Annotated in this window: 17 protein-coding genes and 2 tRNA genes; 15 read left to right on the forward strand and 4 right to left on the reverse strand. The window is 29.8% G+C overall.

The features are described 5' to 3' along the window. From DAD81_RS16675 to DAD81_RS16695, 5 genes are all read left to right on the forward strand, one after another. Positions 1 to 2,118 carry a glycoside hydrolase family 97 protein gene (locus DAD81_RS16675; protein ID WP_111709444.1) on the forward strand — a complete coding sequence of 706 codons (2,118 nt, stop codon included), beginning with the start codon at positions 1 to 3 and terminating at the stop codon, positions 2,116 to 2,118. Between the two features lie 86 nt (positions 2,119 to 2,204). Further along, positions 2,205 to 4,085: an alpha-amylase family protein gene (locus tag DAD81_RS16680; protein WP_111709445.1), complete on the forward strand. Its 1,881-nt coding sequence runs from the start codon at positions 2,205 to 2,207 to the stop codon at positions 4,083 to 4,085. A 252-nt stretch (positions 4,086 to 4,337) separates the two neighbouring features. Next, the gene (gene pfkA, locus DAD81_RS16685) at positions 4,338 to 5,324 is read left to right on the forward strand and encodes a 6-phosphofructokinase (RefSeq protein ID WP_111709446.1); all 987 of its coding nucleotides are present in this window, start codon (positions 4,338 to 4,340) and stop codon (positions 5,322 to 5,324) included. A gap of 29 nt (positions 5,325 to 5,353) precedes the next feature. Beyond that, on the forward strand, positions 5,354 to 6,358 hold the full coding sequence (gene gap, locus DAD81_RS16690) for a type I glyceraldehyde-3-phosphate dehydrogenase (protein WP_111709447.1): 1,005 nt from the start codon (positions 5,354 to 5,356) through the stop codon (positions 6,356 to 6,358). Positions 6,359 to 6,380: 22 nt separating this feature from the next. Next, complete coding sequence (locus DAD81_RS16695; protein WP_111709448.1) at positions 6,381 to 7,235, forward strand: N-acetylglucosamine kinase; 855 nt, start codon at positions 6,381 to 6,383, stop codon at positions 7,233 to 7,235. On the opposite strand, the gene DAD81_RS16700 is transcribed toward DAD81_RS16695, so the two are convergent. After that, positions 7,227 to 8,486, reverse strand: a complete 1,260-nt coding sequence (locus DAD81_RS16700) for a UDP-N-acetylmuramoyl-tripeptide--D-alanyl-D-alanine ligase (protein ID WP_111709449.1) — start codon at positions 8,484 to 8,486, stop codon at positions 7,227 to 7,229. The two genes, DAD81_RS16695 and DAD81_RS16700, sit on opposite strands and share 9 nt — an antisense overlap. Before the next feature lie 63 nt (positions 8,487 to 8,549). Then, positions 8,550 to 10,259: a gliding motility lipoprotein GldJ gene (gldJ, locus tag DAD81_RS16705; RefSeq protein ID WP_111709450.1), complete on the reverse strand. Its 1,710-nt coding sequence runs from the start codon at positions 10,257 to 10,259 to the stop codon at positions 8,550 to 8,552. A gap of 162 nt (positions 10,260 to 10,421) precedes the next feature. On the opposite strand from gldJ, the gene porU reads away from it, so the two are divergent. Genes porU through DAD81_RS16730 form a run of 5 tightly spaced genes read left to right on the forward strand, consistent with a single transcriptional unit; the run spans position 10,422 to position 17,392 of the window. Beyond that, on the forward strand, positions 10,422 to 14,222 hold the full coding sequence (gene porU, locus DAD81_RS16710) for a type IX secretion system sortase PorU (RefSeq protein ID WP_111709451.1): 3,801 nt from the start codon (positions 10,422 to 10,424) through the stop codon (positions 14,220 to 14,222). A 37-nt stretch (positions 14,223 to 14,259) separates the two neighbouring features. Further along, a complete protein-coding gene (gene porV, locus DAD81_RS16715; RefSeq protein ID WP_111709452.1) occupies positions 14,260 to 15,396 on the forward strand; it encodes a type IX secretion system outer membrane channel protein PorV in 1,137 nt (378 codons plus the stop codon). Positions 15,397 to 15,405: 9 nt separating this feature from the next. Continuing rightward, a complete protein-coding gene (cdd, locus tag DAD81_RS16720) occupies positions 15,406 to 15,903 on the forward strand; it encodes a cytidine deaminase (RefSeq protein ID WP_394340172.1) in 498 nt (165 codons plus the stop codon). 2 nt (positions 15,904 to 15,905) lie between these two features. Beyond that, complete coding sequence (locus DAD81_RS16725) at positions 15,906 to 16,289, forward strand: group III truncated hemoglobin (RefSeq protein WP_111709454.1); 384 nt, start codon at positions 15,906 to 15,908, stop codon at positions 16,287 to 16,289. Between the two features lie 38 nt (positions 16,290 to 16,327). After that, positions 16,328 to 17,392 carry a 3-oxoacyl-ACP synthase III family protein gene (locus DAD81_RS16730; protein WP_111709455.1) on the forward strand — a complete coding sequence of 355 codons (1,065 nt, stop codon included), beginning with the start codon at positions 16,328 to 16,330 and terminating at the stop codon, positions 17,390 to 17,392. Positions 17,393 to 17,461: 69 nt separating this feature from the next. On the opposite strand, the gene pafA is transcribed toward DAD81_RS16730, so the two are convergent. Next, a complete protein-coding gene (gene pafA / locus DAD81_RS16735) occupies positions 17,462 to 19,147 on the reverse strand; it encodes an alkaline phosphatase PafA (RefSeq protein ID WP_111709456.1) in 1,686 nt (561 codons plus the stop codon). 114 nt (positions 19,148 to 19,261) lie between these two features. On the opposite strand from pafA, the gene DAD81_RS16740 reads away from it, so the two are divergent. The 5 genes from DAD81_RS16740 (at position 19,262) to DAD81_RS16760 (ending at position 23,557) form a co-directional block, all read left to right on the forward strand. Continuing rightward, positions 19,262 to 20,002, forward strand: coding sequence for an MlaE family ABC transporter permease (locus DAD81_RS16740; RefSeq protein ID WP_111709457.1), 741 nt, complete (start codon positions 19,262 to 19,264; stop codon positions 20,000 to 20,002). Then, positions 20,003 to 20,773: an ABC transporter ATP-binding protein gene (locus tag DAD81_RS16745; RefSeq protein ID WP_111709458.1), complete on the forward strand. Its 771-nt coding sequence runs from the start codon at positions 20,003 to 20,005 to the stop codon at positions 20,771 to 20,773. It begins immediately after the preceding gene. A gap of 59 nt (positions 20,774 to 20,832) precedes the next feature. Next, positions 20,833 to 20,905: transfer RNA gene (locus tag DAD81_RS16750), tRNA-Lys, on the forward strand. A gap of 47 nt (positions 20,906 to 20,952) precedes the next feature. After that, positions 20,953 to 21,033 (forward strand) — tRNA-Tyr (locus DAD81_RS16755). A gap of 112 nt (positions 21,034 to 21,145) precedes the next feature. Beyond that, a complete protein-coding gene (locus tag DAD81_RS16760; RefSeq protein ID WP_111709459.1) occupies positions 21,146 to 23,557 on the forward strand; it encodes a TonB-dependent receptor in 2,412 nt (803 codons plus the stop codon). On the opposite strand, the gene DAD81_RS16765 is transcribed toward DAD81_RS16760, so the two are convergent. Further along, positions 23,554 to 24,981: a DUF389 domain-containing protein gene (locus DAD81_RS16765; protein WP_111709460.1), complete on the reverse strand. Its 1,428-nt coding sequence runs from the start codon at positions 24,979 to 24,981 to the stop codon at positions 23,554 to 23,556. The genes DAD81_RS16760 and DAD81_RS16765 overlap by 4 nt on opposite strands. Positions 24,982 to 25,046 lie beyond the last annotated feature (65 nt).

Consider the following 25,046-nt stretch of genomic DNA (forward strand, 5'->3'; position numbering starts at 1 on the left):
ATGAAAAAAACACAAATAATTGTAGTGCTTTTAATAGTGCTATTTGTGTCTTGTACAAATAAACGAGATAATGTTACGTTTATAAAATCACCAAATTCTAATATTCAAATTCAATTTAAATTATCAGAGATAGGTGAGCCAATCTATTGGGTGAATTATATAAGTGAGGAGGTAATAAAACCATCAACTTTAGGTTTTGATTTAGAAAATTCACCTTCATTAAAAAAAGATTTTAAAATTGTAAATACTTCAACAAGTGGATTTAATGAAACTTGGCAGATGCCTTGGGGAGAGCAAATAGATGTTGTAAATAATTACAATGAATTAAAGGTTGAATTACAAGAAACTTCAGAATTAAAAAGAAAATTAAATATTGTTTTTAGAGTGTTTGATGACGGTGTTGGATTTAGATATGAATTTCCATATCAAGAGAATTTAAAAGAAGTTTTAATCAATGAAGAAAATACAATATTCAATTTAACCGGAGATCATAAAGTATGGTGGATTCCAGGAGATTGGGATATTTATGAGCATTTATATAATACAACTAAGTTTAGTGAAATTGATGCGTTAGCAAAGGCAGGGCATAAAAATTTAGCACAAACTTCAATTCCAAATAATGCGGTAAATACACCAGTTACAATGAAAACTGAAACTGGATTGTATTTGAGTTTTCACGAAGCTAGTTTGGTAGATTACTCTGGAATGACTTTACAAGTTGAACCCGGAACTTTTAAAATGAAAAGTGTATTGGTAGGTTCAAAAAATAACAAATACAAAGTAAAACAAACAGTTCCTTTTAAAACACCTTGGAGAACCATTCAAATTACTGATGAAGCTAAAGATTTAATTACTTCAAAATTAATTTTAAATTTAAATGAGCCAAATAAATTAGGTGATGTTTCTTGGTTTAAACCAACAAAATATACTGGTATTTGGTGGGAAATGCATTTAGGGAAATCTACGTGGGATTATGGGATGGAAGAGTTGGATGGAAAATGGATTGATACGGGTAAAGCTCACGGAAAGCACGGAGCAACTACAGAAAACACAAAGAGATTTATTGATTTTTCAGCAAAAAATAATATTGGAGCGGTTTTGGTTGAAGGCTGGAACACGGGTTGGGAGCATTGGGTTGGTTTTGAAGATAGAGAGGGAGTATTTGATTTTGTAACTCCTTACCCAGATTATGATTTGCAAGAAGTTGTTCGTTATGGAAGAGAAAAAGGTGTTGATATTATTATGCACCATGAAACTTCTGCAGCTACTCAAACATACGAAAAACAGCAAGATACTGCGTATGCATTAATGCAAAGTTTAGGAATTCACGCTGTAAAAACGGGTTACGTTGGTAAAATAATTCCAAAAGGTGAGTTTCATCACGGTCAGTATATGGTAAATCAGTACAACAATAATGTAATTAAAGCTGCAAAATATGAAGTAGCAGTTAATGCACATGAACCAATTAAAGCAACTGGTTTAAGAAGAACGTATCCGAATACTATTTCAAGAGAAGGTTTAAGAGGGCAAGAATTTAATGCTTGGTCTTCTGATGGAGGAAATCCACCAGAACATTTGCCAATTGTAGCTTTTACAAGAATGTTAGCAGGACCAATTGATTATACTCCAGGAATTTTTGATATTAAATTCAATAAATGGAAAAAAGAAAATCAAGTAAATACAACTATTGCTCAGCAATTGGCTTTATACGTGGTTATTTATAGTCCAGTACAAATGGCAGCGGATTTAGTTGAAAATTATGAGGGGAATCCTGCGCTTCAATTTATAAAAGATGTTGGTGTAGATTGGCAACAAACTAAAGTTTTAAATGGAGAAATAGGTGATTTTGTAACCATAGCTCGCAAGGAGCGTAAAACTGATAATTGGTTTGTAGGAGGAATTACAGACGAAAACTCTAGAGATATTGAAGTTGATTTTAGTTTTTTGGATGAGGGTGTTATTTATATAGCAACGATTTATGAAGATGGAAAAGCAGCACATTGGGATAACAATCCAACAGATTTAAATATTAGAACTATTGAAATTAGTAAACAATTAAAAGAAAAGTTCCATTTGGCGGCAGGTGGAGGTTTTGCAATTAGTTTGATTAAAAAATGAGATTATTAATAATTTGTTATTCCTGCAAAGTTCACAGACAGGAATCTAAAATCTACGGATAGCACGAACAACCAATATTTAACAATATGAAAACAAAATTTATAACAGGAATTGTTACGTTAATTCTTATTTTTGTCGCTTGTAATCAGGAAAAAAAAGAAGATAAAAAGGAGATGAAAGCTAAAAAAAACCATAAAGAAGTAGTTTATCAAGTGTTTACAAGGCTGTTTGGGAATACCAATACAACTAATAAACCTTGGGGAACTTTAGAAGAAAATGGAGTAGGGAAATTTAACGATTTTACCGAAAAAGCTCTTAAAGAAATTAAAAAATTAGGAGTTACATATATATGGTATACCGGAGTTCCTCATCATGATGTTATTAGAGATTATACCAAGTTTGGTATTTCTAACGATGATCCAGATGTAGTTAAAGGTAGAGCGGGTTCACCTTATGCTGTAAAGGATTATTACAATGTGAATCCAGATTTAGCAGTAAATGTTGAAAATAGACTTGAAGAGTTTGAATCTTTAGTGAAAAGAACTCATAAAGTTGGAATGAAAGTAATAATTGACATAGTTCCAAACCACGTTGCTAGGAATTATAAAGGAGTTACAAATCCAAAAGGAATTGAAGATTTTGGAGAAAGTGATGATAAAACAAAACAATACGATGTAAATAATAACTTTTATTACAATCCAGGAGAAGCTTTTGTTTTACCTGATTGGCAAGATGGGTACTTGCCTTTAGGAGGGGAAGAAAACCCTTTAATTGATGGTAAGTTTGAAGAAAACCCAGCTAAATGGACCGGGAATGGCTCAAGAGCGTCTAAACCTGGTTTTAATGATTGGTATGAAACAGTTAAAGTAAATTATGGTGTAAGCCCAGATGGTAGAAAAGATTTTGCTGAGTTGCCTAGCGGATTTGAAAATGAAGATTATAAAGCTCATTTTAAATTTTGGAGCGATAAAGATGTGCCAGATTCTTGGATTAAATTTAGAGATATCGCTTTATATTGGATAGCAAAAGATATTGATGGATTTAGATATGATATGGCAGAAATGGTTCCTGTAGAGTTTTGGAGTTTTATGAATTCTTCTATTAAAATGAAAAATCCAAAAGCTTTTTTATTAGCAGAAGTTTACAATCCAGACATGTATAGAGATTATATTAGAAAAGGTAAAATGGATTATTTATATGATAAGGTAGCTTTGTACGATACCATTAAAAATATAATGCAAGGTCATGGTTGGACAGATCATATAACTGGAATTCAAGATTACAAATCAGATATAGAGCATAATATGCTGCATTTTCTTGAAAACCACGATGAACAACGTATTGCTAGTTCTGATTTTGCAGGTTCAGCAGAAAAAGGAAAACCAGCTATGGTTGTTTCTGCAACTTTAAGTACATCGCCAACTATGGTTTATTTTGGACAAGAAGTAGGGGAACCAGGAGATGAAAAGGCAGGTTTTGGATCACCAACACGTACGTCTATATTCGATTATATTGGAGTGCCAACGCATCAACGTTGGATGAATGAAGGAAAATTTGATGGAGGAAAATCAACAAAACAAGAAAAAGACTTACGAGATTTTTATAAACACCTGTTAAACTTTACAATAAATAGTGAAGCATTAATGGGGGAGTATCAAGAAATTCACCATTACAACAGACAATTGGTTAGTAATTATACAAGAAAAATATTTTCATTTGTTAGATGGAGTGAAAATGAAAAATTACTTATAATATCAAACTTTGATGATTTAATAAATCATGATTTAGATTTATTGATTCCTTCAGATGTAATAACAAAATGGAATTTAAAAGACGGATCTTATACATTTACTGATCAATTGTATAAAAAATATACTACAAAATTAATAGTGAAAAATGGAGAAGGGAAGTTTAATGTAAAATTAAATACTCTTGATTCTTATATTTTAAAACTCGAAAAAAAATAGGTTAAAATTCAATTTGAGAGAATTAACGCTCAACATATTTTAGTTTAATTAAAAATTAACATTTTATTTGAAATAATAAAGCTAAAATATATAACTTTATAGGGTTGAAAATAAGAAGGTTGAAATTGAAAAATCAAGCTCTTTTTTCAACCTTTTTTTTACGGTAATAGCGAAATCGTTTTAGTGAATAATGCGCTGATTTGTAGACTAAAACCCTATAAAAGGGTTAATTTTGATGTATAATTTTAAGGAATGAATGAACCAATAAAAAAGATAGCAGTATTAACCTCTGGAGGAGATGCCCCAGGGATGAATGCAGCCATACGTGCCGTTGTTAGAGCATGTACATATTATAGAGTAGAATGCGTTGGTGTATATAGAGGATACCAAGGCTTAATTGAAGGTGATTTTGAAGCTTTATCTGGTCGTAATGTTAGTAATATTATTAATAAAGGGGGGACTATTTTAAAGTCTGCCAGATCGGAAGAATTCAAAACCACAGAAGGAAGAAAAAAAGCCTACGAAAATTTAAAGAAGGAAGGTGTAGGAGCTTTAGTTATTATTGGAGGAGATGGTACATTTACCGGAGGTCTTAAATTTATTCATGAATTTAATTTCCCTGTAATTGGAATCCCGGGTACAATAGATAATGATATCTATGGAACTGATAGAACTATTGGTTATGATACGGCTTTAAATACAGTTGTAGAAGTTATTGATAAAATTAGAGATACAGCAAGTTCACATAATAGATTATTCTTTATTGAAGTTATGGGACGTGACGCTGGGTTTATAGCCTTAAATTCAGGAATTGGTGCTGGTGCTGAGGAAATTTTAATTCCAGAAAAGAATTTAGGATTAGAAAGATTAGTAGAATCTCTAAAAGCAAGTAAAGAAAAAGGAAAGACTTCAAGTATTGTAGTTGTTTCTGAAGGTGATAAAATTGGAAAAAATGTATTTGAATTAGGAGATCATATTAAAGAAATTTTCCCTGATTATGATATTAGAGTTTCTGTATTAGGTCATATGCAACGTGGTGGTTCTCCAAGTTGTAGAGATAGAGTATTAGCTAGTAGGTTAGGAGTAGCTGCTGTTGAGCATTTATTAGATAGAACATCTGGTGTAATGGTTGGTATTACTAATAATCAAGTAACTACAGTTGGGCTTAATAAAGCCATTAAAATGAACCACGATATAGATCAAGAATTATTAAAAGTAGCTGAAATAACTTCAGTATAAACATAGATTAATAGATAAAAACAATAAAAATGTCAACAATTAAAATTGGAATTAACGGATTTGGTAGAATTGGTAGAATCGCTTTTAGAGTAGCAGCTAGCAGATCAAATGTAGAAGTAGTAGGTATTAATGATTTATTAGCTGTAGAACACTTAGCTTATTTATTGAAATACGATTCAGTTCACGGACAATTTGATGGAACTATCGATGTAAAAGATGGTAACTTAGTTGTTAATGGAAAATCAATTAGAATTACTGCTGAACGTAATCCAGAAGATTTAAAATGGGATGCTGTAGGTGCTGACGTTGTGTTAGACTGTACAGGTATCTTTACAAACTTAGAAGGAGCTCAAAAGCACATTACTGCTGGAGCTAAAAAAGTTGCAATTTCTGCACCTTCTGCTGATGCACCAATGTTCGTAATGGGTGTAAATCACAAAAACATTACTGCTGCTGATACTATCGTATCTAACGCATCTTGTACTACAAACTGTTTAGCTCCTATCGCTAAAGTATTAAATGATAAATTTGGTATCGTTGAAGGGTTAATGACTACAGTTCACGCTGCAACTGCAACTCAATTTACAGTTGATGGACCATCAAGAAAAGACTTTAGATTAGGACGTGCTTCTTTAAACAACATTGTACCTGCTTCAACTGGAGCTGCAAAAGCTGTTGGAAAAGTAATTCCAGAATTAAATGGAAAATTAACAGGTATGGCATTTAGAGTACCAACTGTTGATGTATCTGTAGTAGATTTAACTTGTCGTTTAGAAAAAGGTGCTTCTTTTGATGAAGTAAAAGCGGCAATCAAAGATGCTTCTGAAAACGAATTAAAAGGTATTCTTGGATATACTGATGAAGGTGTTGTTTCTCAAGATTTCGTATCTGAACCAAGAACTTCTGTATTTGATGCTAACGCTTCTATGGGATTAAATGATAACTTCGTAAAAATCGTATCTTGGTACGATAATGAATTTGGTTACTCAACTAAATTAGTTGATTTAGCTACTTACATTAGTGAAGTTAAATAATTTTATAAAAATAAAATAAAAAATGATTCTAATAGCTGATGGAGGCTCTACAAAAGCCGATTGGATTTTGCTAGATGCAAAAGGCGAAGTGGCTTTAAAAACTAGAACAGGAGGATTAAATCCCGCTGTTTTCCCAGTTGACTTATTAAATGAAAGACTTTCTGAAAATGAAGACTTTCAAAAAATAAAAGAAACTGTTGAGGAGGTTTATTTCTACGGAGCTGGTTGCGGAACACCAAAACCTACGGCATTGCTTAAATCAATATTTGAATCATTTTTTATTAATGCAAAGGTTGTTGTAAAAGAAGATACTTATGCAGCTGCTTATGCAGTAACCAACAAGCCAGGAATGGTTTGTATATTAGGAACTGGATCTAATTCTTGTTATTTTGATGGTAAGAATGTAGATGTTCGTATTCCTTCATTAGGGTATATTTTAATGGATGAAGCAAGTGGTAATTATTTTGGTAAAAAATTGATAAGAGATTATTACTATAAAAAAATGCCAAAGGAAATAGCTAAAATGTTCGAAGAGCAATTTAATGTTGATGCAGACATTATTAAAAATAATATTTATAAAGAAGAAAACCCAAATACATATTTAGCAAATTTTGCTGAATTTATGTTGAAAAATAAAAGGACTTTATATTTTAATAAAGTACTTCATAAGGGGATGAAAGAATTCTTTAAAAATAGAATTTTACCTTATAAGGAATCACAAACTGTTCCTGTACATTTTGTAGGTTCAATTGCATTTTTTGCTCGTGATATTATTGAAGATGTTGCCAAATATTATTTGGTTGACTTGGGAAATATTGTTCGTCGTCCAATAGATGGATTGATAAAACATCACCGTGAGTTAATGAATTTAAAATAAATCTAAGATTCGTTCTAAAGCCATTCCTCTAGATCCTTTAATGAGTATAGTTGAATTGGTGATTAATTTACAATTTGTTGAATTTTTAAAAGATTCAAAACTATCATAAACAAAAGCATTTTTTACACTAGTTGTAGAAAATGCTTTTCCTATTAAAAACACTTTGTTAAATTTAAAATTAGTGGCAAGATCTGCAATTGATTGATGCTCTTTATTACTTGTTACTCCAAGCTCAAACATATCTCCTAAAAAAACAACTTTTGACGAACTATTTAATTGTTTAAAATTATCTAATGCAACCTTCATACTACTTGGATTTGCATTATAAGCATCTAAAATAATTTGATTCGTTTCTTTTTCAATAATTTGAGATCTATTGTTTGTAGGAATGTAATTTTCAATTGCTTCTTTTATATCTTCTAAACTAACTTTAAAGTAGTTTCCAATGGCTATAGCAGCAGCAATATTATTATAATTATAACTTCCAATTAATTGACTTTGTATTAATATATTTTGAAATTTTACTGAAACAAAAGGATTTGCTTCAATAAATTTTATTTCTTTTGAATTAAATAAAATAGAATCGGTACCATTACTTTGTTTTATTTGTATTTCATCATCTTCATTAATAAAAGCCTTTCCGTTTGAATTTAATAAAAATTCATATAATTCAGATTTACCTTTTATTACACCTTCAACACCACCAAAACCTTCAAGGTGAGCTTTACCAAAATTTGTAATATAACCATAGTTGGGTTCAGCGATATTACAAGATAATTCAATTTCTTTTAAATGATTGGCTCCCATTTCAACAATTCCAATTTCGGTTGTTTTATCCATTGATAATAAAGTTAATGGAACTCCAATATGATTGTTTAAATTTCCTATTGTAGCAGTGGTATTATATTTTTTTGAAAGAACAGCGTTTATTAATTCTTTTGTAGTTGTTTTTCCATTACTACCTGTTAGTGAAATTATAGGGATATTAAGTTGTTTTCTATGGTAATTGGCAAGCTTTTGAAGCGTTTTTAAAACATCTTCAACTAAAATAGTGTTGTTATGAGTATTAAATTCTTTCTCATCAATAATAGCATATTCAGCTCCTTTATTTAAAGCAGCTGTGGCGAATTTATTACCATTAAAATTATCACCTTTTAAAGCGAAAAATAAACTTCCTTTTCTGATTTTTCTTGTATCAGTATCAATTAATAAATTCTTTGAGAATAGCGTATAAATATCTTTAATATCCATAATATAAATATAAAAAAAACCTCACTGTTATTCACAATGAGGTTTTTATTATTATTAAATGTTTTAGTGTCTTACTTTTGAGGTAACAGGTGTTCTTCTTTTATTTGTCATTGGTCCAATTTTATCTGTTACACATCTAAATCCAATGTAATTTGTAGCCATATATTCAGGAAGAAATCTTCTTTGAGAAGGGTCTAACCAGTATTCCCTATCTCTCCATGATCCTCCTTTGTAAACACGAGATTTATCACTAATTAAAGTATTTCTTTTCTTAGTATCATATTGTTGCATTATAAATCCACTTTCACCAATTACTTTAGGTTTAATAGGAGAGTTATACATTCTAGGTTTAACTTCTAATTCTTCCTCTTCCTTGTCATAAAGTTTTGTTGAAGCTAAATCACCATCTTCAGCGTCTACATTATAAGCTTTTTCATAATTATTTCTCATATATGCGTCACGTTTTGTAACTGGCACATATTTAACACTACCTGGTAAATCTTTTGGAATAATTCTTCCGTTATCAAGAGTGTCATATTGAACAGAGAAATTATCTGCAACTACAACTTTTCCTTCTGAATCAATCATTTTTTTAGTGAATATGTTTCCTCTAAAATAATTGAAATCATTTGCATCATTATCTACTATAGGTCTATAAACATCAGCTACCCATTCAGCAACATTACCAGACATATCATATAATCCAAATGCATTTGGTTCATAAGATTTCACCTGAATGGTTATGTCTCCACCATCATTACTCCAACCTGCAACACCACTATAATCCCCTTTACCTTGTTTAAAATTGGCAAGTTGATCTCCTAAAAAGCGTTTATCTTTATTTCGAGTGTATTTACCACTCCAAGCATATTTTTTTCTACCTCTAATGTTGTTGTATTCTCTTCCCTCAATAACTGCTTTAGCAGCATATTCCCATTCTGCCTCAGTTGGAAGTCTGAAACTACCAGATAATATTCCATCAGCTACTTTTACATGTCTCCCCGTGAAAGCACCTCTTTTAGTTTTAGGAGCTCCTTTTTTCTTTTTAGCATATGCAGGAAGTCCTTTATGGTAGATAGTTGAATCACCATCAAAAAGAGCATTTGGGTTTTGTTTATAAGCTTCAGTATCGAAATGATTTTTACCTTCCACTTTAACTGAATCTAATTCGAATAATGGATTTAAGATACCTTTATTCATTAAAATCTTTTCATTAACTCTATTAGTTCTCCATTTACAATATTGATTAGCTTGAACCCAGCTAACACCAATTACTGGATACTCAGCATATCCCGGATGTCTTAAGTAATTTTCAGATAATAGTTCATTAAAACCTAAAACATTTCTCCATACTAATGTATCAGGTACAGCAGATTCGTAAATGTGTTCATAATTTATATTATTAGGAGGGAAAACTTTTTCCATCCAATCTAAATAAAATAAATATTCTGAATTCGTAACTTCGGTCTCATCCATATAAAAAGATCGAACTTGTTGTTTAACAGGTGTAGTATTCCAATCAAATAGAACATCATCTTGAACTTGACCCATTGTAAAAGTTCCTCCTTCAATTAAAACCATACCAGGAGGAGCTTCTTGGCCTTGGTAATCTCGTTTAGAATCATAGAATCCAACAGCGCTTTTATCTGAAGAACTCCATCCAGTTAGCCCACCTGCATTATGAGGGTTTCTACTATGGCAACCAACTAATGTTGTTATTAGAATAAATGAAAAAATTACCTTTGGTATTATTTTAAAATTATTGAGGTTCATACTAATATTATAAGGGTTTAATAGGTCGCAATTTACGCTAAATAATTTTTTTTGCAACAAAATAATTAATTATGTTTTTTATAACGATTGTTTTTGTACTTTATTATATGTAATGTTGTATAAAAATTAAGATTAATCCCAAAATTAAATGTTTTTTAATTGATGAAGCAAATTCAAATTATATTAATTTTTCTTCTGTTTATATCTGTAACTGAGTTATTTTCCCAACAAAAATCTTCTAAAAAAATAAACCTTATATGGGAGGATAATATTGAATTTGTTGTAAATAAAGATGTAACTATAAATACTTGTTTTGTTAAAGGTAATTTGCTGAATGAGAGTTTGATACCTGTTTATGATAGCGATTGGGAAATTGAGAAAGGTAAAGTATTAACAAGTCATTCAATTAGTAATGTTGTTTATGAAAATATTAATTCAAATTATTCAATTCCAAAAGAATTTATAGGAGCTTCATTAAGTTATAATTTAAATATAGCTAATGATAAAGAAAAATCATTTTTAGCTTTAAATTTAATACCAATTATTAAAGTTAAAAATAAACTTAAACGCGTTATTTCATTTCAATTGAATTATTCTTTTGGAAATTATAAAAATAGTTTAAAGCATAAAAGTTCAGTTAAAAATTCTGTATTGGCTAATGGAAAATGGTTTAAATTTTCTATTAATAAAACAGGAGTTTATAAAATTGATAAGAATTTCTTAGAAAAATTGGGCGTAGATGTTAATACTATAAATCCGAAAAATATTAAGATTTATGGAAACGGAGGTAAAATGCTTTCTCAAAAAAACAGTAATATTAGACCTGATGGACTGCAAGAGAATTCAATTTATATAGGAGGAGAGTCTGATAGTAGTTTTGATAATGGTGATTTTATATTATTTTATGCTCAAGGACCACATTATTGGGAACATGATTCAAATCCAAATTTAAACACTTCAAGACATATATATAATATTTATTCGGAAGAATCATTTTATTTTTTAACTATTAGTGATTCTTTAGGGAAACGAATTTCTACTAAACCTGAGGTTTTGGGAAGTGCCAATTTAACATTCTCTTCTTTTGATGATTTTACATTTTATGAAAAGGATGAGGTGAATTTGTTTGGAGCAGGACAACAATGGTTTGGAGATGATTTTAATTTTGAAAATATTAATTCATATTCAATTCCTTTTGATGAAATTGATTCTTCAGAAAAAGTTAAGGTTAGAGTTAGAGGTGTTGTTCAATCCTATTCAACAACTTCAATGGATATTTTAATAAATGACAGTGAAATGTTAAATATTAATTATGGAACATATAGTGGGTTAACAGGGGCTATTGCAAATGAAAACATAGGGGAATTTGAATTGTCTGGAGATGAGGTAAATATTGATGTAGAGTTTAATAATAATAGTAATCCTGGGGCTAAAGCCTGGTTAGATTATATTGAGGTTTTAGGACGTAGAAAATTAATAGCGAAAAAGACACAATATAATTTTCGAAATTTTAGCACAGTTGGATCTTTAAATGTTTTTGAATACTCAATTCAAAATAGTAATAATATTAAATGGGTTTGGGATGTAACAAATCCATTAGATCCAAAAGTGGTTGAAAACAAATCAACAGGTTCTAATTTTACATTTAATTTTAATGGAGGGGAATTAGAGGAATATTTATTAATTCCAGAAAATGATTATTACTCACCTAATCAAATAGATCAAAGTGTAGTTGAAAATCAGAATTTACATAGTTTAAATAATATTGATTACATATTAATAACACAAAACTACTTATTCAATGAAGCTCAAAGATTAGCTAATTTTCATAAGGTAAATTCAGGATTAATTACAAAAGTAGTTAGTTTAAATGAAATTTACAATGAGTTTTCATCGGGCTCACAAGATGTAACTGCAATAAGAGATTTTATTAAACATCTTTATAATAATTCAACAACTAACAAAATTAAATATGTTTGTTTATTTGGTGATGCTTCTTATGATTTTAAAGATAGAATAGAAGGTAATAACAATATTGTACCTGTTTTTGAGGCGTACAACAGTTTTAATTTAGCATCTTCATATGTAACAGATGATTATTATGGAATGATGGATGAAAATGAAGGATTAATGAATTCTTTTGAAAGACAAGATGTTGCAACAGGTAGAATTCCTGTTACAGATGTTATTGAAGCAAAACAAGTAGTAGATAAAATATTAGATTATTATAGTGAGGATTCATTCGGGAATTGGCGAACAAGATTAACATTAATAGCTGATGATATTGATAGTTCGGGAGAAGAAATAATTCAGCTAAATATGGAGAAAATAGCTGATTCAATATCTTCCAAAAAGCCAGTTTTTAATTTAAATAAAATTTATTTAGATGCCTACACACAAGAAACAACATCTTCAGGGAAAGTTTACCCAACAGTTAATTTGGATATTTTAAATAAAATTGAAAGCGGAACTTTACTTATTGATTATTTTGGTCATGGAGGAGAAAACGGTTGGGCTAGTGAAGGAATTTTAAGATTAGAAGAAATTCAAAAGATGGAGAATAAAAATAAACTACCATTATTTGTTACTGTTACTTGTGATTTCTCTAGATTTGATAACCCTTTAAGAAAAACAGCAGGAGAATTTTTATTTTGGGAACCAAATTATGGAGCTGGTTCATTAATTTCTACTTCAAGAGAGATTTATATTAGTGTTGGTCAAGTTTTTAATGACCGTTTAATTAAACCATTGCTAAAATTTGATAATGAAAATTTGTCGATTGCAGAATGTTTGGTTGAGGCCAAAAATCAATTTTCAACCACCCAACGTTTCTTTATATTTAATTTTGGAGATCCGGCTATGCACTTGAGTGTTCCTGAACCTTCTATTAATATTACAGCAATGAACGGTAAGGATGTGGCTACTTCTACAGATACTATTAAAGCTCTTTCATATATTAAATTTGAAGGTGATGTTGCAGATATTAATAATAATGTTTTAAGTGATTATAATGGAGAAATTGATATTTCAGTATTTGATAAAGCAATAATAAAATCAACACTAGATAATGATTCTAAAAATATTAAAATGCAATTTGATGTAATTGATAGTAAAATATTTGAAGGAAGATCTAAAGTTGAAAATGGTAAATTTACCTTTGATTTTGTAGCTCCAAAAGATTTAAAGGTTGCTTATGGTAAAGGTAAACTTAGTTTTTATGCAACGGATAAAAAATCGGATAAAGCAGGTTTTAACTTTGATATTACCGTTGGTGGAATAAATAAAAACGCACCAGAAGATACCAAAGGGCCAGTTGTGCAATTATATATGAATGATTTAAACTTTGTTGATGGAGGTACTACAGATAGTTCACCAATGTTTATTGGTGTTTTAGAAGATGAAAACGGGATTAATACTTCAATAACGGCAGTAGATCATGATATTGTAGCGATATTAGATAATGATCAAGCAAATCCAATAATTTTAAATGATTATTATCAAACCGATTTAAATAATTATAAAAAAGGAAAGGTAACATATTCATTTAAAGATCTTTCAGAAGGAATGCACACAATAGACCTAAAGGTATGGGATACTTACAATAATTTAACAGAATCAACGTTTACATTTACTGTAACAGATAGTTCAGATTTAATTTTAACTAAAGTACTTAATTATCCGAATCCATTTGTTAATTATACCGAGTTTTGGTTTAATCATAATAAACCTAATGAGTTATTAAATATTCAAGTGCAAATTTTTACTGTTTCAGGAAAATTAGTTAAAACAATAAATGAAACAGTTCAAGCGGATGGAAATTTATGTAGGTCTTTAAATTGGAATGGTTTAGATGATTTTGGTTCAAAAATTGGAAAAGGAGTATATGTTTACAAAATTAAAGTAAAAGCAATTAATTCTAATACTACTGCTCATAAAACTGAAAAATTAGTAATATTGCAATAATGATTTAATAAAATTATTAAATTAAAGAAAACCATTAATGAAAAAAATAATTTTAGTTTCTCTAACTGTTTTATTTGCACTTTCAAATATAAATGCACAAGAAACGGCAAATCCAATTACAACCGCAGCACCTTTCTTATTAATAGCACCTGACGCAAGAGCAGGAGGTATGGGAGATATAGGGGTTGCAACTTCTCCAGATGCAAACTCACAACATTGGAATGCTTCAAAGTTTGCTTTTATGAGATCTCAGTTTTCCGTTGGAATAATTTATACTCCATGGCTTAGAGAATTAACTAATGATGTTTTTTTAGGAGGATTTTCTTTTGCTAACAGAATTGATGAAAGAAGTGCCTGGGCTGCAAGTTTAAAGTATTTTAATTTAGGAGAAATTCAATTAACAGATAATAGTGGTTTTCCAAATGGTACTGAAAAATTAAATGAGTTTTCTGTTGATGCATCTTATTCTTTAAAATTAAATGAAACATATTCTATGGGTGTAACTTTACGTTATATTCGTTCTGATTTAGGTATAGAATCTGCAAATTCAACAATTAGTCCAGTAAATTCATTCGCAGTTGATATTTCTGGTTATTTTCAGTCTGATGAAAAAAACTATGGAGATTTTAATGGTATTTGGAGAGCTGGTTATAATATCTCTAATATTGGTCCAAAAGTTTCCTATTCAGATGATGGTCAAGACAATTTTATACCAACAAATATGAAAGTTGGAGGTGGTTTTGATTTTATTTTAGATAATTATAATAAAATAAGTTTAAACTTAGAATTGAATAAATTATTAGTGCCAACACCAAGTGTTTCAGATGATGGTGAACCTCCATATTCTCAAGATGATATTAGTTTTTTTAGCGGAATGTTTAAATCATTTAATGATGCACCAGGAGGATTTAGTGAAGAGATGAAAGAATTTACTTGGGCATTAGGAGCGGAATATATGTACGATAATTCTTTTGCAATTAGAGCAGGTTATTTTAATGAAAGTGATTTAAAAGGAGCTAGAAAATATTTCACTATTGGGTCTGGGTTTAATTTTAAAAGTTCTAAATTAGATATTTCATATTTATTCAATGCTTCAGATATTAATAATCCACTAGAGAATACACTAAGATTTTCTCTGTCTTTTGATTTTGGAGATATTTTTGAAGTAAATTAACAAAGTTTAATAGATCAATTATTAATGAAAAAAGTTGAAATTACAACTAGTATTTCAGTTTATGATTCAATAGATGAACTTCCAAAAGAAGTATTTACTCTTATGAATAAGGCTATTGAAGCTAAAAAAAAGGCATATGCACCCTATTCAAAATTTTCTGTTGGAGCAGCTTTTTATTTAGAAAGTGGTGAAATTATTACTGGAAATAATCAAGAAAATGCAGCATACCCATCTGGGATGTGTGCAGAAAGAGTAGCTATTTGGAAAGTGTCTTCAGAATATCCAGAGGCTAAAATCAAAATATTAGCAATTACGGCTAGTTCAAGTTCCCAAGTTTTAAAAGAGCCTGTGGCTCCTTGCGGAGCATGTAGGCAAACTTTATCTGAATATGAACTAAAACAAAACAGTAATGTAGAAGTTTATTTTATGGGAGAAGAAGGTAAGGTGATAAAAACAAATTCTATTTCAGACTTACTTCCAATTGCTTTTGATAAATCATTTCTTTAATAATGAAGAAAGATATTGAGAATAGAGAGGATATTTACCTATTAGTAAAAACATTTTATATAAAATTAATGAAAGACGAATTAGTCCGGCATTTTTTTGTTAATTTTGAAAATCCAAAACAGTTAGAAATTCATTTACAAGTTCTAGTTGATTTTTGGGATAATGTATTGTTTTATTCTGGTGGGTATCGTAAAAATGCAATGGCTCCACACCTGAAATTACATCAAGAGAAACCTTTTAAGGTGGAACATTTTAAGTGTTGGTTATCAGCGTTTAATAAGACAGTTGATGAGTTGTTTGAAGGTGAAATGGCGCACACGGCAAAGTCTAGAGCATTGTCGATAGCCACCGTAATGGAATTAAAAATTTCAGAGTTGAATAAGTAATTCAATTTAAATTTGTTTATTAACTTTTTACAAAAAAAATGAGGTCAGTAATAACAGGAACCGGAAGCTATATTCCAAATGTAGTTAAAAAGAATTCAGACTTTTTAAACCATGAATTTTTAAATGAAGATGGAACTCCATTTGATCAGGAAAATGAAGTAATTATAGAAAAATTTAAATCTATAACAGGTATAGAAGAACGAAGATATGCTGAGGCTGAAATGAACTCTTCAGATTTAGGTTCTTTTGCCTCTGAGCGAGCAATTAAAGATGCTGGAATTGATAAGGAAGATTTAGATTATATAATAGTTGCACATAATTTTGGGGATGTAAAAACAGGAAGCATACAAAGTGATATGTTACCTAGTTTAGCTTCAAGAGTTAAATATAAATTGGGGATTAAAAATCCAAATTGTGTTGCTTTTGACTTATTATTTGGTTGTCCAGGATGGGTGCAAGGTGTAATACAAGCTGAAGCTTTAATTAAGTCTGGAATTGCAAAAAAATGTTTAATAATTGGTTCTGAAACATTATCTAGAGTTGTTGATCCATATGATCGTGATTCAATGATTTTTGCTGACGGTGCAGGAGCTAGTGTAATTGAGGCGGTTGAAGATGATGAGAACTCCGGAATTTTAAGTCATGCAACAAGAACTGATGTTATTGATGAATGTTTTTATTTACATTATGGTAAATCCTTTAATAAGGAGTCAGATCAAAATATTAACTACATAAAAATGTTGGGAAGAAAGATTTACGAGTATGGTTTATCTAATGTTCCAATGGCTATGAAAACTTCTTTAGATAAATGCGGAATTGACATTTCAGAAGTGAAAAAAATATTCATTCATCAAGCTAATGAAAAAATGGATGAACAAATTATAAAAAGATTTTATAGACTATATAAAACTAAAGTACCGGTAGGAGTAATGCCAATGAATATTCACAGGTTAGGAAATAGTTCTGTAGCAACAATTCCAATATTATTAGATCAAGTGAGACAAGGTCAAATGGAAGGACATGTAGTTAATCCAGGAGATGTTATACTTTTTGCATCTGTAGGTGCGGGAATGAATATAAATGCTATTGTATATAGATATTAGTTCAATAGTATTAAAACATAAAAAAAAGCCATCAATGATGGCTTTTTTTTATGTTTTAATACTTCTTTTTTATTCTAATACTTCTGTTATGGTTTTTCCTGAAGTTCCATTAGGTTGTTCTATTTTAAGAAAACTGGCTAAGGTAGGAGCAATGTCTACAATTGGATAATCTTTATCTGAAGATCCTTGTTTAATTCCGTTTCCATAAAATATTAATGGAACATGGGTATCGTAACTGTATCCAGATCCGTGAGTGCTTCCTACGTGGGCATAACTTATAGTGGTTGGTTTAGGAACAAATAAAATATTTCCTGAACGTTTTTGGTTATATCCATTTTGTAATTTTTGCAGCACTCCCGAATTAAAAGAAGTTGCTTGTAACGTATGGCCGCTTACAGATTTATAAACATTGGTAAAATTTATAATTTCATCAACAAGAACTTGTTCAACTTTTAAAATGTCTAAATTTAAATCAGTAATTATTTTTGTGTTTAAAAACAATTGATTATTAGAAATATTTTCTACTATATTTTCAGAATTGAAATGTTTAAAAGTAATTGAGTTTACATATTTTTTAAATGCAGCATTGTCAAAATAACCTCCTGGGATTTTTAATGTTTTTAAATAAGAAGGAACCTGAACGGCAGCATGGTCTGCAGTTAAGAATAAAGTATAATTATCAGATCCAATTTCGGTGTTTAAAAAATTAATTAAATCTTCAATGTTTTTATCTATTCTAATGTAAGTGTCTTCAATTTCTTTTGAATCTACACCAAATCTATGTCCTACATAATCTGTGCTAGAAAAGCTAATTGCTAAAAAGTCGGTGTATTTACTTTTACCTAAGTTTTCTCCTAAAATTGTAGCTTTAGCAAAATCGGTTGTAAAATCATTCCCAAAAGCAACAGCTTTTAGTAAGTCATAATTTCCATTAACTTTTCTTAATTCAGATAAATTATAAGGAAAGGAAGGAGCGCTTTTTCCTTTAAAAGGTTTTTCAAAATTATTATCATCAATAATAGATTCATTATAAGAATTAATATCATAATAAGTATTCCATGTTTTTTCTAAATAATTATTTGCTACCCCAGAATTGTTAAATTTATCAACCCAAGATGGTAATTTATCCATATAAAATGAGCTAGTTATAAATTTACCTACATTTCCACCTTCAAACCAATAGGCGGCATTTGCTGTATGACCAGCTGGTAAAATTGCCGATCTATCTTTTATAGAAATCCCAATACTTTTACCATTCATATTTTGTGAGAGCCTAAGTTGATCTAAAATTGTTGTTGTTAACATTCTATGAGGTGATTTTTTACCACCTGTTTTTGCACCTATAGTCTCATAACTGTCATCATCTACACAATAAATAGATTTTTTTTCATATTTATCATACCAATTATTGGATATAATTCCGTGATTTGTTGGAGTAGTCCCTGTGTATATTGAAGTATGCCCTACAGCTGTATATGTAGGAATATAGTTGTAATGAACATTGTTTAAATTGTAACCTTTGTTCATTAATCTTTTAAAACCTCCTTCTCCATACTTATTATAAAATCTAATTAAATAATCATAACGCATTTGGTCAACAACAATTCCAATAACTAATTTAGGGGATTTAGAATTTGTTTTATTTAAAGTTGTTTCTTGTTTTTCAATGGTTGTAGTTGGGTTAGATTCTGCTTTTATAGCTATACATTGTACAAGTATTATACTTGTAATAAGTAGGGCAAATATTTTTTTCATTTTATTAAATTTAAGATTTCAAAATTAAGATTTTTTTTTAGTTGCATTTGAATTTTATGATACAAAAAGCACATAGCTTGTATTAATTTAATATTTTAGCGAAAAAGAAACTAAATGAATTATATAGAGCATATAGGAAAATATTTTATTATGCTGAAGCAAGTTTTTAAGAAACCCCAGAAATGGTCGGTTTTTAGAGAAACATTGTTCCGTGAGATTGAAGACTTAGGATTAAAGTCTTTAGGGATAATAATGTTTATTTCCTTTTTTGTTGGTGGAGTTGTAGCAATTCAAACGGCGTTAAATGTTGATAGTCCTTTTATACCCAAATATTTGATTGGTTTTGCAACAAAACGATCAATGATTTTAGAATTTGCACCAACTTTTATGAGTGTTATATTAGCAGGTAAAGTGGGTTCTTATATATCATCAAGTATTGGTACTATGAGGGTTACAGAACAAATAGATGCTTTAGAGGTAATGGGAATTAATTCATTAAATTATTTAGTGTTACCTAAAATTGTAGCAACATTATTTTTCTATCCTTTATTAATTTCATTGGCAATGTTTTTAGGTATTTATGGAGGTTACGTAGCCGGACTGTTAACAGGAAGGTATTTTACAGAAGACTATATTTACGGAATTCAATTAGATTTTGACCCTTATTTTGTTAAATATGCTTTAATTAAAACGGTAGTTTTTGCATTTGTAATTGCTACAATTCCTGCATATCATGGTTATTATGTAAAAGGAGGATCTTTAGAAGTTGGTAGAGCTAGCACACAAGCTGTAGTTTGGACCAGTGTAGTTATTATTTTATTAAATTATTTCTTAACTCAAATGCTATTAGGATAAATGATTGAAGTTGAAGGATTATATAAAGAGTTTAATAAAGTTCCAGTTTTAAAAGGTGTTACAACAACTTTTGAAAAAGGGAAAACTAGTATGATAATTGGTCAGAGCGGATCTGGTAAAACAGTATTTTTAAAGTGTTTACTTGGGCTTCATGTTCCTGAAAAAGGAATCATCAGTTTTGACGGTAGAAAGCAATCAGAGTTAGATATTAAAGCTAAAAGACAGTTAAGAAAGGAAATGGGAATGGTATTTCAAGGAGGCGCTTTATATGATTCGCTTACGGTTGAAGAAAATATTATGTTTCCTTTAAAAATGTTTACCAAAGATTCAAAAGGTGAAATGCAAAAAAGAGTTGACTTTGTATTAGACAGGGTGAACCTAGAAAACGCTAATAAAAAATTTCCTTCTGAAATTTCTGGTGGAATGCAAAAAAGAGTTGCCATAGCTAGAGCAATTGTAATGAATCCAAAGTATTTATTTTGTGACGAACCAAATTCAGGATTAGACCCAAATACTGCAACTGTAATTGATAATTTAATTCAAGAAATCACAAAAGAATATAATATTACAACTGTTATTAATTCTCATGACATGAATTCGGTAATGGAAATTGGAGAAAAAATTGTTTTTTTAAAAGATGGTGTAAAAGCATGGGAAGGATCCAATAAAGAGATTTTTAAAACTGAGAATGAGGCGATTGTAAATTTCGTGTATTCTTCCAATTTATTTAAAAAAGTTAGAGAGGTATATTTAAATGAAAAAAAATATTAAAGATGTTTGGTTATATGAAAATAAACTATATCTTTGCAGCCGCTAAAAAGGAAATAATTGACCTGGTAGCTCAGTTGGTAGAGCACCTCCCTTTTAAGGAGGTGGTCCTGGGTTCGAGCCCCAGCCAGGTCACAAAAACTTCTCGATTTAGAGAAGTTTTTTAGTTTTTTTGAAACTATGGTGAGATACTCAAGTGGCCAACGAGGGCAGACTGTAAATCTGCTGCGCAAGCTTCGAAGGTTCGAATCCTTCTCTCACCACAAACCTCAAACATCTAGTTTGAGGTTTTTTTTACAACAACTATAAAATGTTTAACATTAAGACGTAGGAGTTAAACAAAAATGCTATATTTGTATTGTATTAAATACTATTATGAAAAAGCAATTCTTATTTATTGGTATATTTCTTTTTACTATTTTAGTTGGGGTCTCTCAAAATACGGGAGTAGTTTCAGGTAAAATTATTGATAAAGAATCTAGAGGTATAATTCCTTTTGTAAATGTTATTATTAGCGGTACCTCTATAGGCACAGTTTCAAATGAAAATGGTGTGTTTTCAATAACTAATGTTCCGTTAGGGTTTGTTAAAGTTCAGGTCTCTTTGTTAGGGTACCAAACTACTGTTTCTGAAGATTACTTAGTAACCTTAGAGAAGTCGCCTTATATTGTTGTTGAATTGGCTCAGAGTAGTGAAGAATTGGATGAGGTTTTAATAGAAAGTAGATTGTTTAAAAAATCTATTGAAAATCCTTTATCTGTTCAAACTTTAGGAATTACTGAAATTGAGAAAAATCCAGGAGGGAATAGAGATATTTTGAAGGTTATTCAATCTTTACCCGGAGTTGCTTCAAACCCTGGTTTTAGAAATGATATTATAATTAGAGGTGGTTCGCCTTCCGAAAATAAATTTTATGTAGATGGTATAGAAGTGCCAGTCATAAATCACTTTCAAACTCAAGGATCATCAGGTGGTCCTGTGGGAATAATGAATGCTGATTTAATTAGAAAGGTTGATTTTTATACAAGTGCTTTTTCTGCAAATAGAGGAAATGCACTTAGTTCTGTAATTGAATTTACTCAGAAGGATGGAAACCCTAATAAAATTAACTCTAGGGTTACTTTGGGGACTTCTGACGCAGGAATAACTTTGGATGGACCTCTTAGCTCTAAAACTACTTTTATCGCTTCTATGCGTCAATCTTATCTTCAATTATTATTTAAACTAATTAAGCTTCCTTTTTTACCAACTTATAATGATTTTCAATTTAAGGTTAAGCATCAAATATCAGAAAATGATGAGATTTCAATAATTGGTTTAGGCGCAATTGATAATTTTGAGTTGAATGAAGATGTAAATGATGATGTTACTGATGAAGAAACTATAAAACGAAATAGATATATACTTAGTAATATTCCAGTTCAGGAGCAATGGAATTATACAGTTGGGATTAATTATAAGCATTATGGAAAACACTCAATGCGGCAATTTGTTTTAAGTAGAAATGAGTGGAGTAATAATGCTAAAAAATATTTCAATAATACATTTTTACCTTCAGATTTAATATTAAAATATGATTCTAAAGAAATTGAGAATAAGTTTAGATTTGAAAACACTTCAACTTTAAAAAATAACTATAAATTAAATTTTGGAGTAGGGTTAGAATCTGCTAAATATTCAAATAGTACTTTTCAGAAAATTGCGAATACTTCAGGTGTTTCAATAATTAATTTTGCTTCGGATCTTAATATGTTGAAGTACAATATTTTTAGTCAGATTTCAAGAAGATTTGTAAAATCAAAACTAGGTGTTTCTGCAGGAATTAGATTTGACGGAGCTGATTACAATAGTGAAATGAAAAATTTATTTAATCAATTTTCTCCACGAGTTTCATTAACATATGGTATAAATGAAAAACTAAATTTTAATGCTTCAACCGGAATATATAACCAATTACCTGCGTATACGGTTTTGGGCTATAGAGATTCCTCTAATAATTTAATAAATAAAGAAAATGGACTGAAATATATAAATGTAACTCATTATGTTTCAGGTTTAGAGTTAAATTCAAATGCAACTTCAAAAGTATCATTAGAGGGGTTTTATAAATCATATAAAAATTATCCATTTTCTGTTAGAGATCAAATAAGTTTGGCAAATTTAGGGTCAGATTTTGGGGTTGTAGGAAATGAAGAGGTAACATCAACTTCAAAAGGAAGAGCCTATGGTGTTGAGGTGTTGGCTCAAAAAAAATCATACAATGGTTTGTATGGAATTGTGTCTTATACATTTGTGAAAAGTGAATTTCAAAATTCTATAAATAAATATATTCCTTCTTCTTGGGACAATAGACATTTGTTAACAATTACAGCTGGAAAAAAATTGAAGAAAAATTGGGAAATAGGTGGTAAATTCCGTTTAATAGGAGGGCAACCTTATACGCCGTATGATGTAAATGCTTCATCGTTAATTGAAAATTATGACGTTTCTAATAGTGGAATATTAGATTATTCTAAATTAAATTCAGAGCGGTTTAATACGTATCATCAATTAGATGTTCGTTTGGATAAAACTTGGTATTGGAAAAAAATGTCTCTTAATTTTTATTTAGATATTCAAAACTTATATGCAAGTGAGTCTACTTCTCAATCGTATTTAATTCCATTAATTGATAATAACGGAAATAGGGTTATAAATTCATCAGATTCTTCACGATATAATTTGGAAGAAATTGAGAATTCTTCTGGAAATGTATTACCTAGATTCGGTCTTATTTTTGATTTTTAATTATTATTTAACTGAATACTATCAATATTTAAGCGTGTTTTAAGCCATTTACCCAGCAGTATCTGTTGCTGCTTAACGTTTGGAACAGAATCATACCATTTAGCATTAAAAACAGTGATAGTATCAACTGAATTGAAATTATTTTCAATCAATTTGGCATAACCTAATTTTGATAAACCAGAATAGTTTATTTGAGCTTCTTTACTAATTTGAATAAACGGAATTTCATTAGCCTCATATTTGGATAATTGTTTAGTTAAGAGTTTTATTTTATCTTCTTTTTCTTTAACAGTTTCATCTCTAGATGATATTATTCTTTGATTTTGAACATATAAATCTGTTAAGTTTTTTACATCATCCCTTAAATCTGAATGATCAACACCTTGTTGAACAATTAATTTAGTGTCTTTAAGACCGTAATCATTTAACTTAGACTCCCATTTACTTAAATCTTCTGCAGTAAGTTTATTCCCATATACTACAATATTTATTGATTTTTCAGGATATTTTATATTGTTTTCATTTTCATCAATTATGCTTATCCCGCTTTTTTTTATGTCGTTTATCAGGTTTTGAGCATTTTGTCTGTATTGGTTTTCTTGAAATAAATTTATAAACATATAAATACTACCCGCAAAGACCAATAAGGCAATGAATGAAGCTGTACGTGCAATTCTTTTTCTTTTTGCTGAATTAATATATTTCAACATAGGAAAACGTAAAAATTTAACAATAACAAATGTTGCTAATGCAATAAAGATGGTATTAATAGTAAATAAAAACATGGCACCTCCAAAATAAGCAAGGTTCCAAGTTGCTAATCCGTAACCAGCTGTACAAAGTGGAGGCATTAAAGCTGTGGCAATTGCAACACCAGCAATGGTGTTGGTTTGCTTAGTTCTTCTGCTCAGCGCAATAATTAGGGCTAAACCACCTGAAATTGCAATAAAAACATCTCTAACATCTGGTGCTGTTCTAGCCAATATTTCGGGTGTTTCATTCTGAAATATTGGAAATATAAAAAATAAGGTTGAAGTCACAAGGCTTAAGCCAACCATAACACCTAAGTTTATAAGCGACCGTCTTAAAGTATCTATATCGTTAATTCCAATAGACAATCCTACTCCTAAAATTGGTCCCATTAAGGGAGATATAAGCATTGCTCCAATTACAACTGCTGTTGAACTAACATTAAGCCCAATAGAAGCTATTAGGATTGAAAAAACCAATACCCAAGCAGTATGGCCTTTCATTGAAATGTTTTCTTTTATATCTTCAATAGTACCTTTTTTATCAGTATCTTTTCTTATGTCTAGTAATTCGTGTAAAAATGCTACAATACTGGCCCAGATCCCTATAATATCATTATTTTCAGGTGTTTCTGGATTTTGGGATTCAGGTTTTGGATTATTATTGGTTTCCATACAATTTAAATTTAAACGAAATTATCTCCAAATTTGGATTTAACTTCAGCCGTTATTTTTTATAT

The sequence above is a fragment of the Lutibacter citreus genome (assembly GCF_003260195.1).
Lineage (GTDB): Bacteria > Bacteroidota > Bacteroidia > Flavobacteriales > Flavobacteriaceae > Lutibacter > Lutibacter citreus.

Bases quoted from the DNA above. Each gene is read 5' to 3' on its own strand.
- DAD81_RS16740 (WP_111709457.1), top strand. From the start codon at position 19,262: ATGAATTATATAGAGCATATAGGAAAATATTTTATTATGCTGAAGCAA.
- DAD81_RS16695 (WP_111709448.1), top strand. From the start codon at position 6,381: ATGATTCTAATAGCTGATGGAGGCTCTACAAAAGCCGATTGGATTTTG.
- DAD81_RS16745 (WP_111709458.1), top strand. From the start codon at position 20,003: ATGATTGAAGTTGAAGGATTATATAAAGAGTTTAATAAAGTTCCAGTT.
- pfkA (WP_111709446.1), top strand. From the start codon at position 4,338: ATGAATGAACCAATAAAAAAGATAGCAGTATTAACCTCTGGAGGAGAT.
- DAD81_RS16760 (WP_111709459.1), top strand. From the start codon at position 21,146: ATGAAAAAGCAATTCTTATTTATTGGTATATTTCTTTTTACTATTTTA.
- gap (WP_111709447.1), top strand. From the start codon at position 5,354: ATGTCAACAATTAAAATTGGAATTAACGGATTTGGTAGAATTGGTAGA.
- gldJ (WP_111709450.1), bottom strand. From the start codon at position 10,259: ATGAACCTCAATAATTTTAAAATAATACCAAAGGTAATTTTTTCATTT.
- porU (WP_111709451.1), top strand. From the start codon at position 10,422: ATGAAGCAAATTCAAATTATATTAATTTTTCTTCTGTTTATATCTGTA.
- DAD81_RS16700 (WP_111709449.1), bottom strand. From the start codon at position 8,486: ATGGATATTAAAGATATTTATACGCTATTCTCAAAGAATTTATTAATT.
- porV (WP_111709452.1), top strand. From the start codon at position 14,260: ATGAAAAAAATAATTTTAGTTTCTCTAACTGTTTTATTTGCACTTTCA.
- DAD81_RS16725 (WP_111709454.1), top strand. From the start codon at position 15,906: ATGAAGAAAGATATTGAGAATAGAGAGGATATTTACCTATTAGTAAAA.
- DAD81_RS16675 (WP_111709444.1), top strand. From the start codon at position 1: ATGAAAAAAACACAAATAATTGTAGTGCTTTTAATAGTGCTATTTGTG.
- DAD81_RS16765 (WP_111709460.1), bottom strand. From the start codon at position 24,981: ATGGAAACCAATAATAATCCAAAACCTGAATCCCAAAATCCAGAAACA.
- DAD81_RS16680 (WP_111709445.1), top strand. From the start codon at position 2,205: ATGAAAACAAAATTTATAACAGGAATTGTTACGTTAATTCTTATTTTT.
- DAD81_RS16730 (WP_111709455.1), top strand. From the start codon at position 16,328: ATGAGGTCAGTAATAACAGGAACCGGAAGCTATATTCCAAATGTAGTT.
- pafA (WP_111709456.1), bottom strand. From the start codon at position 19,147: ATGAAAAAAATATTTGCCCTACTTATTACAAGTATAATACTTGTACAA.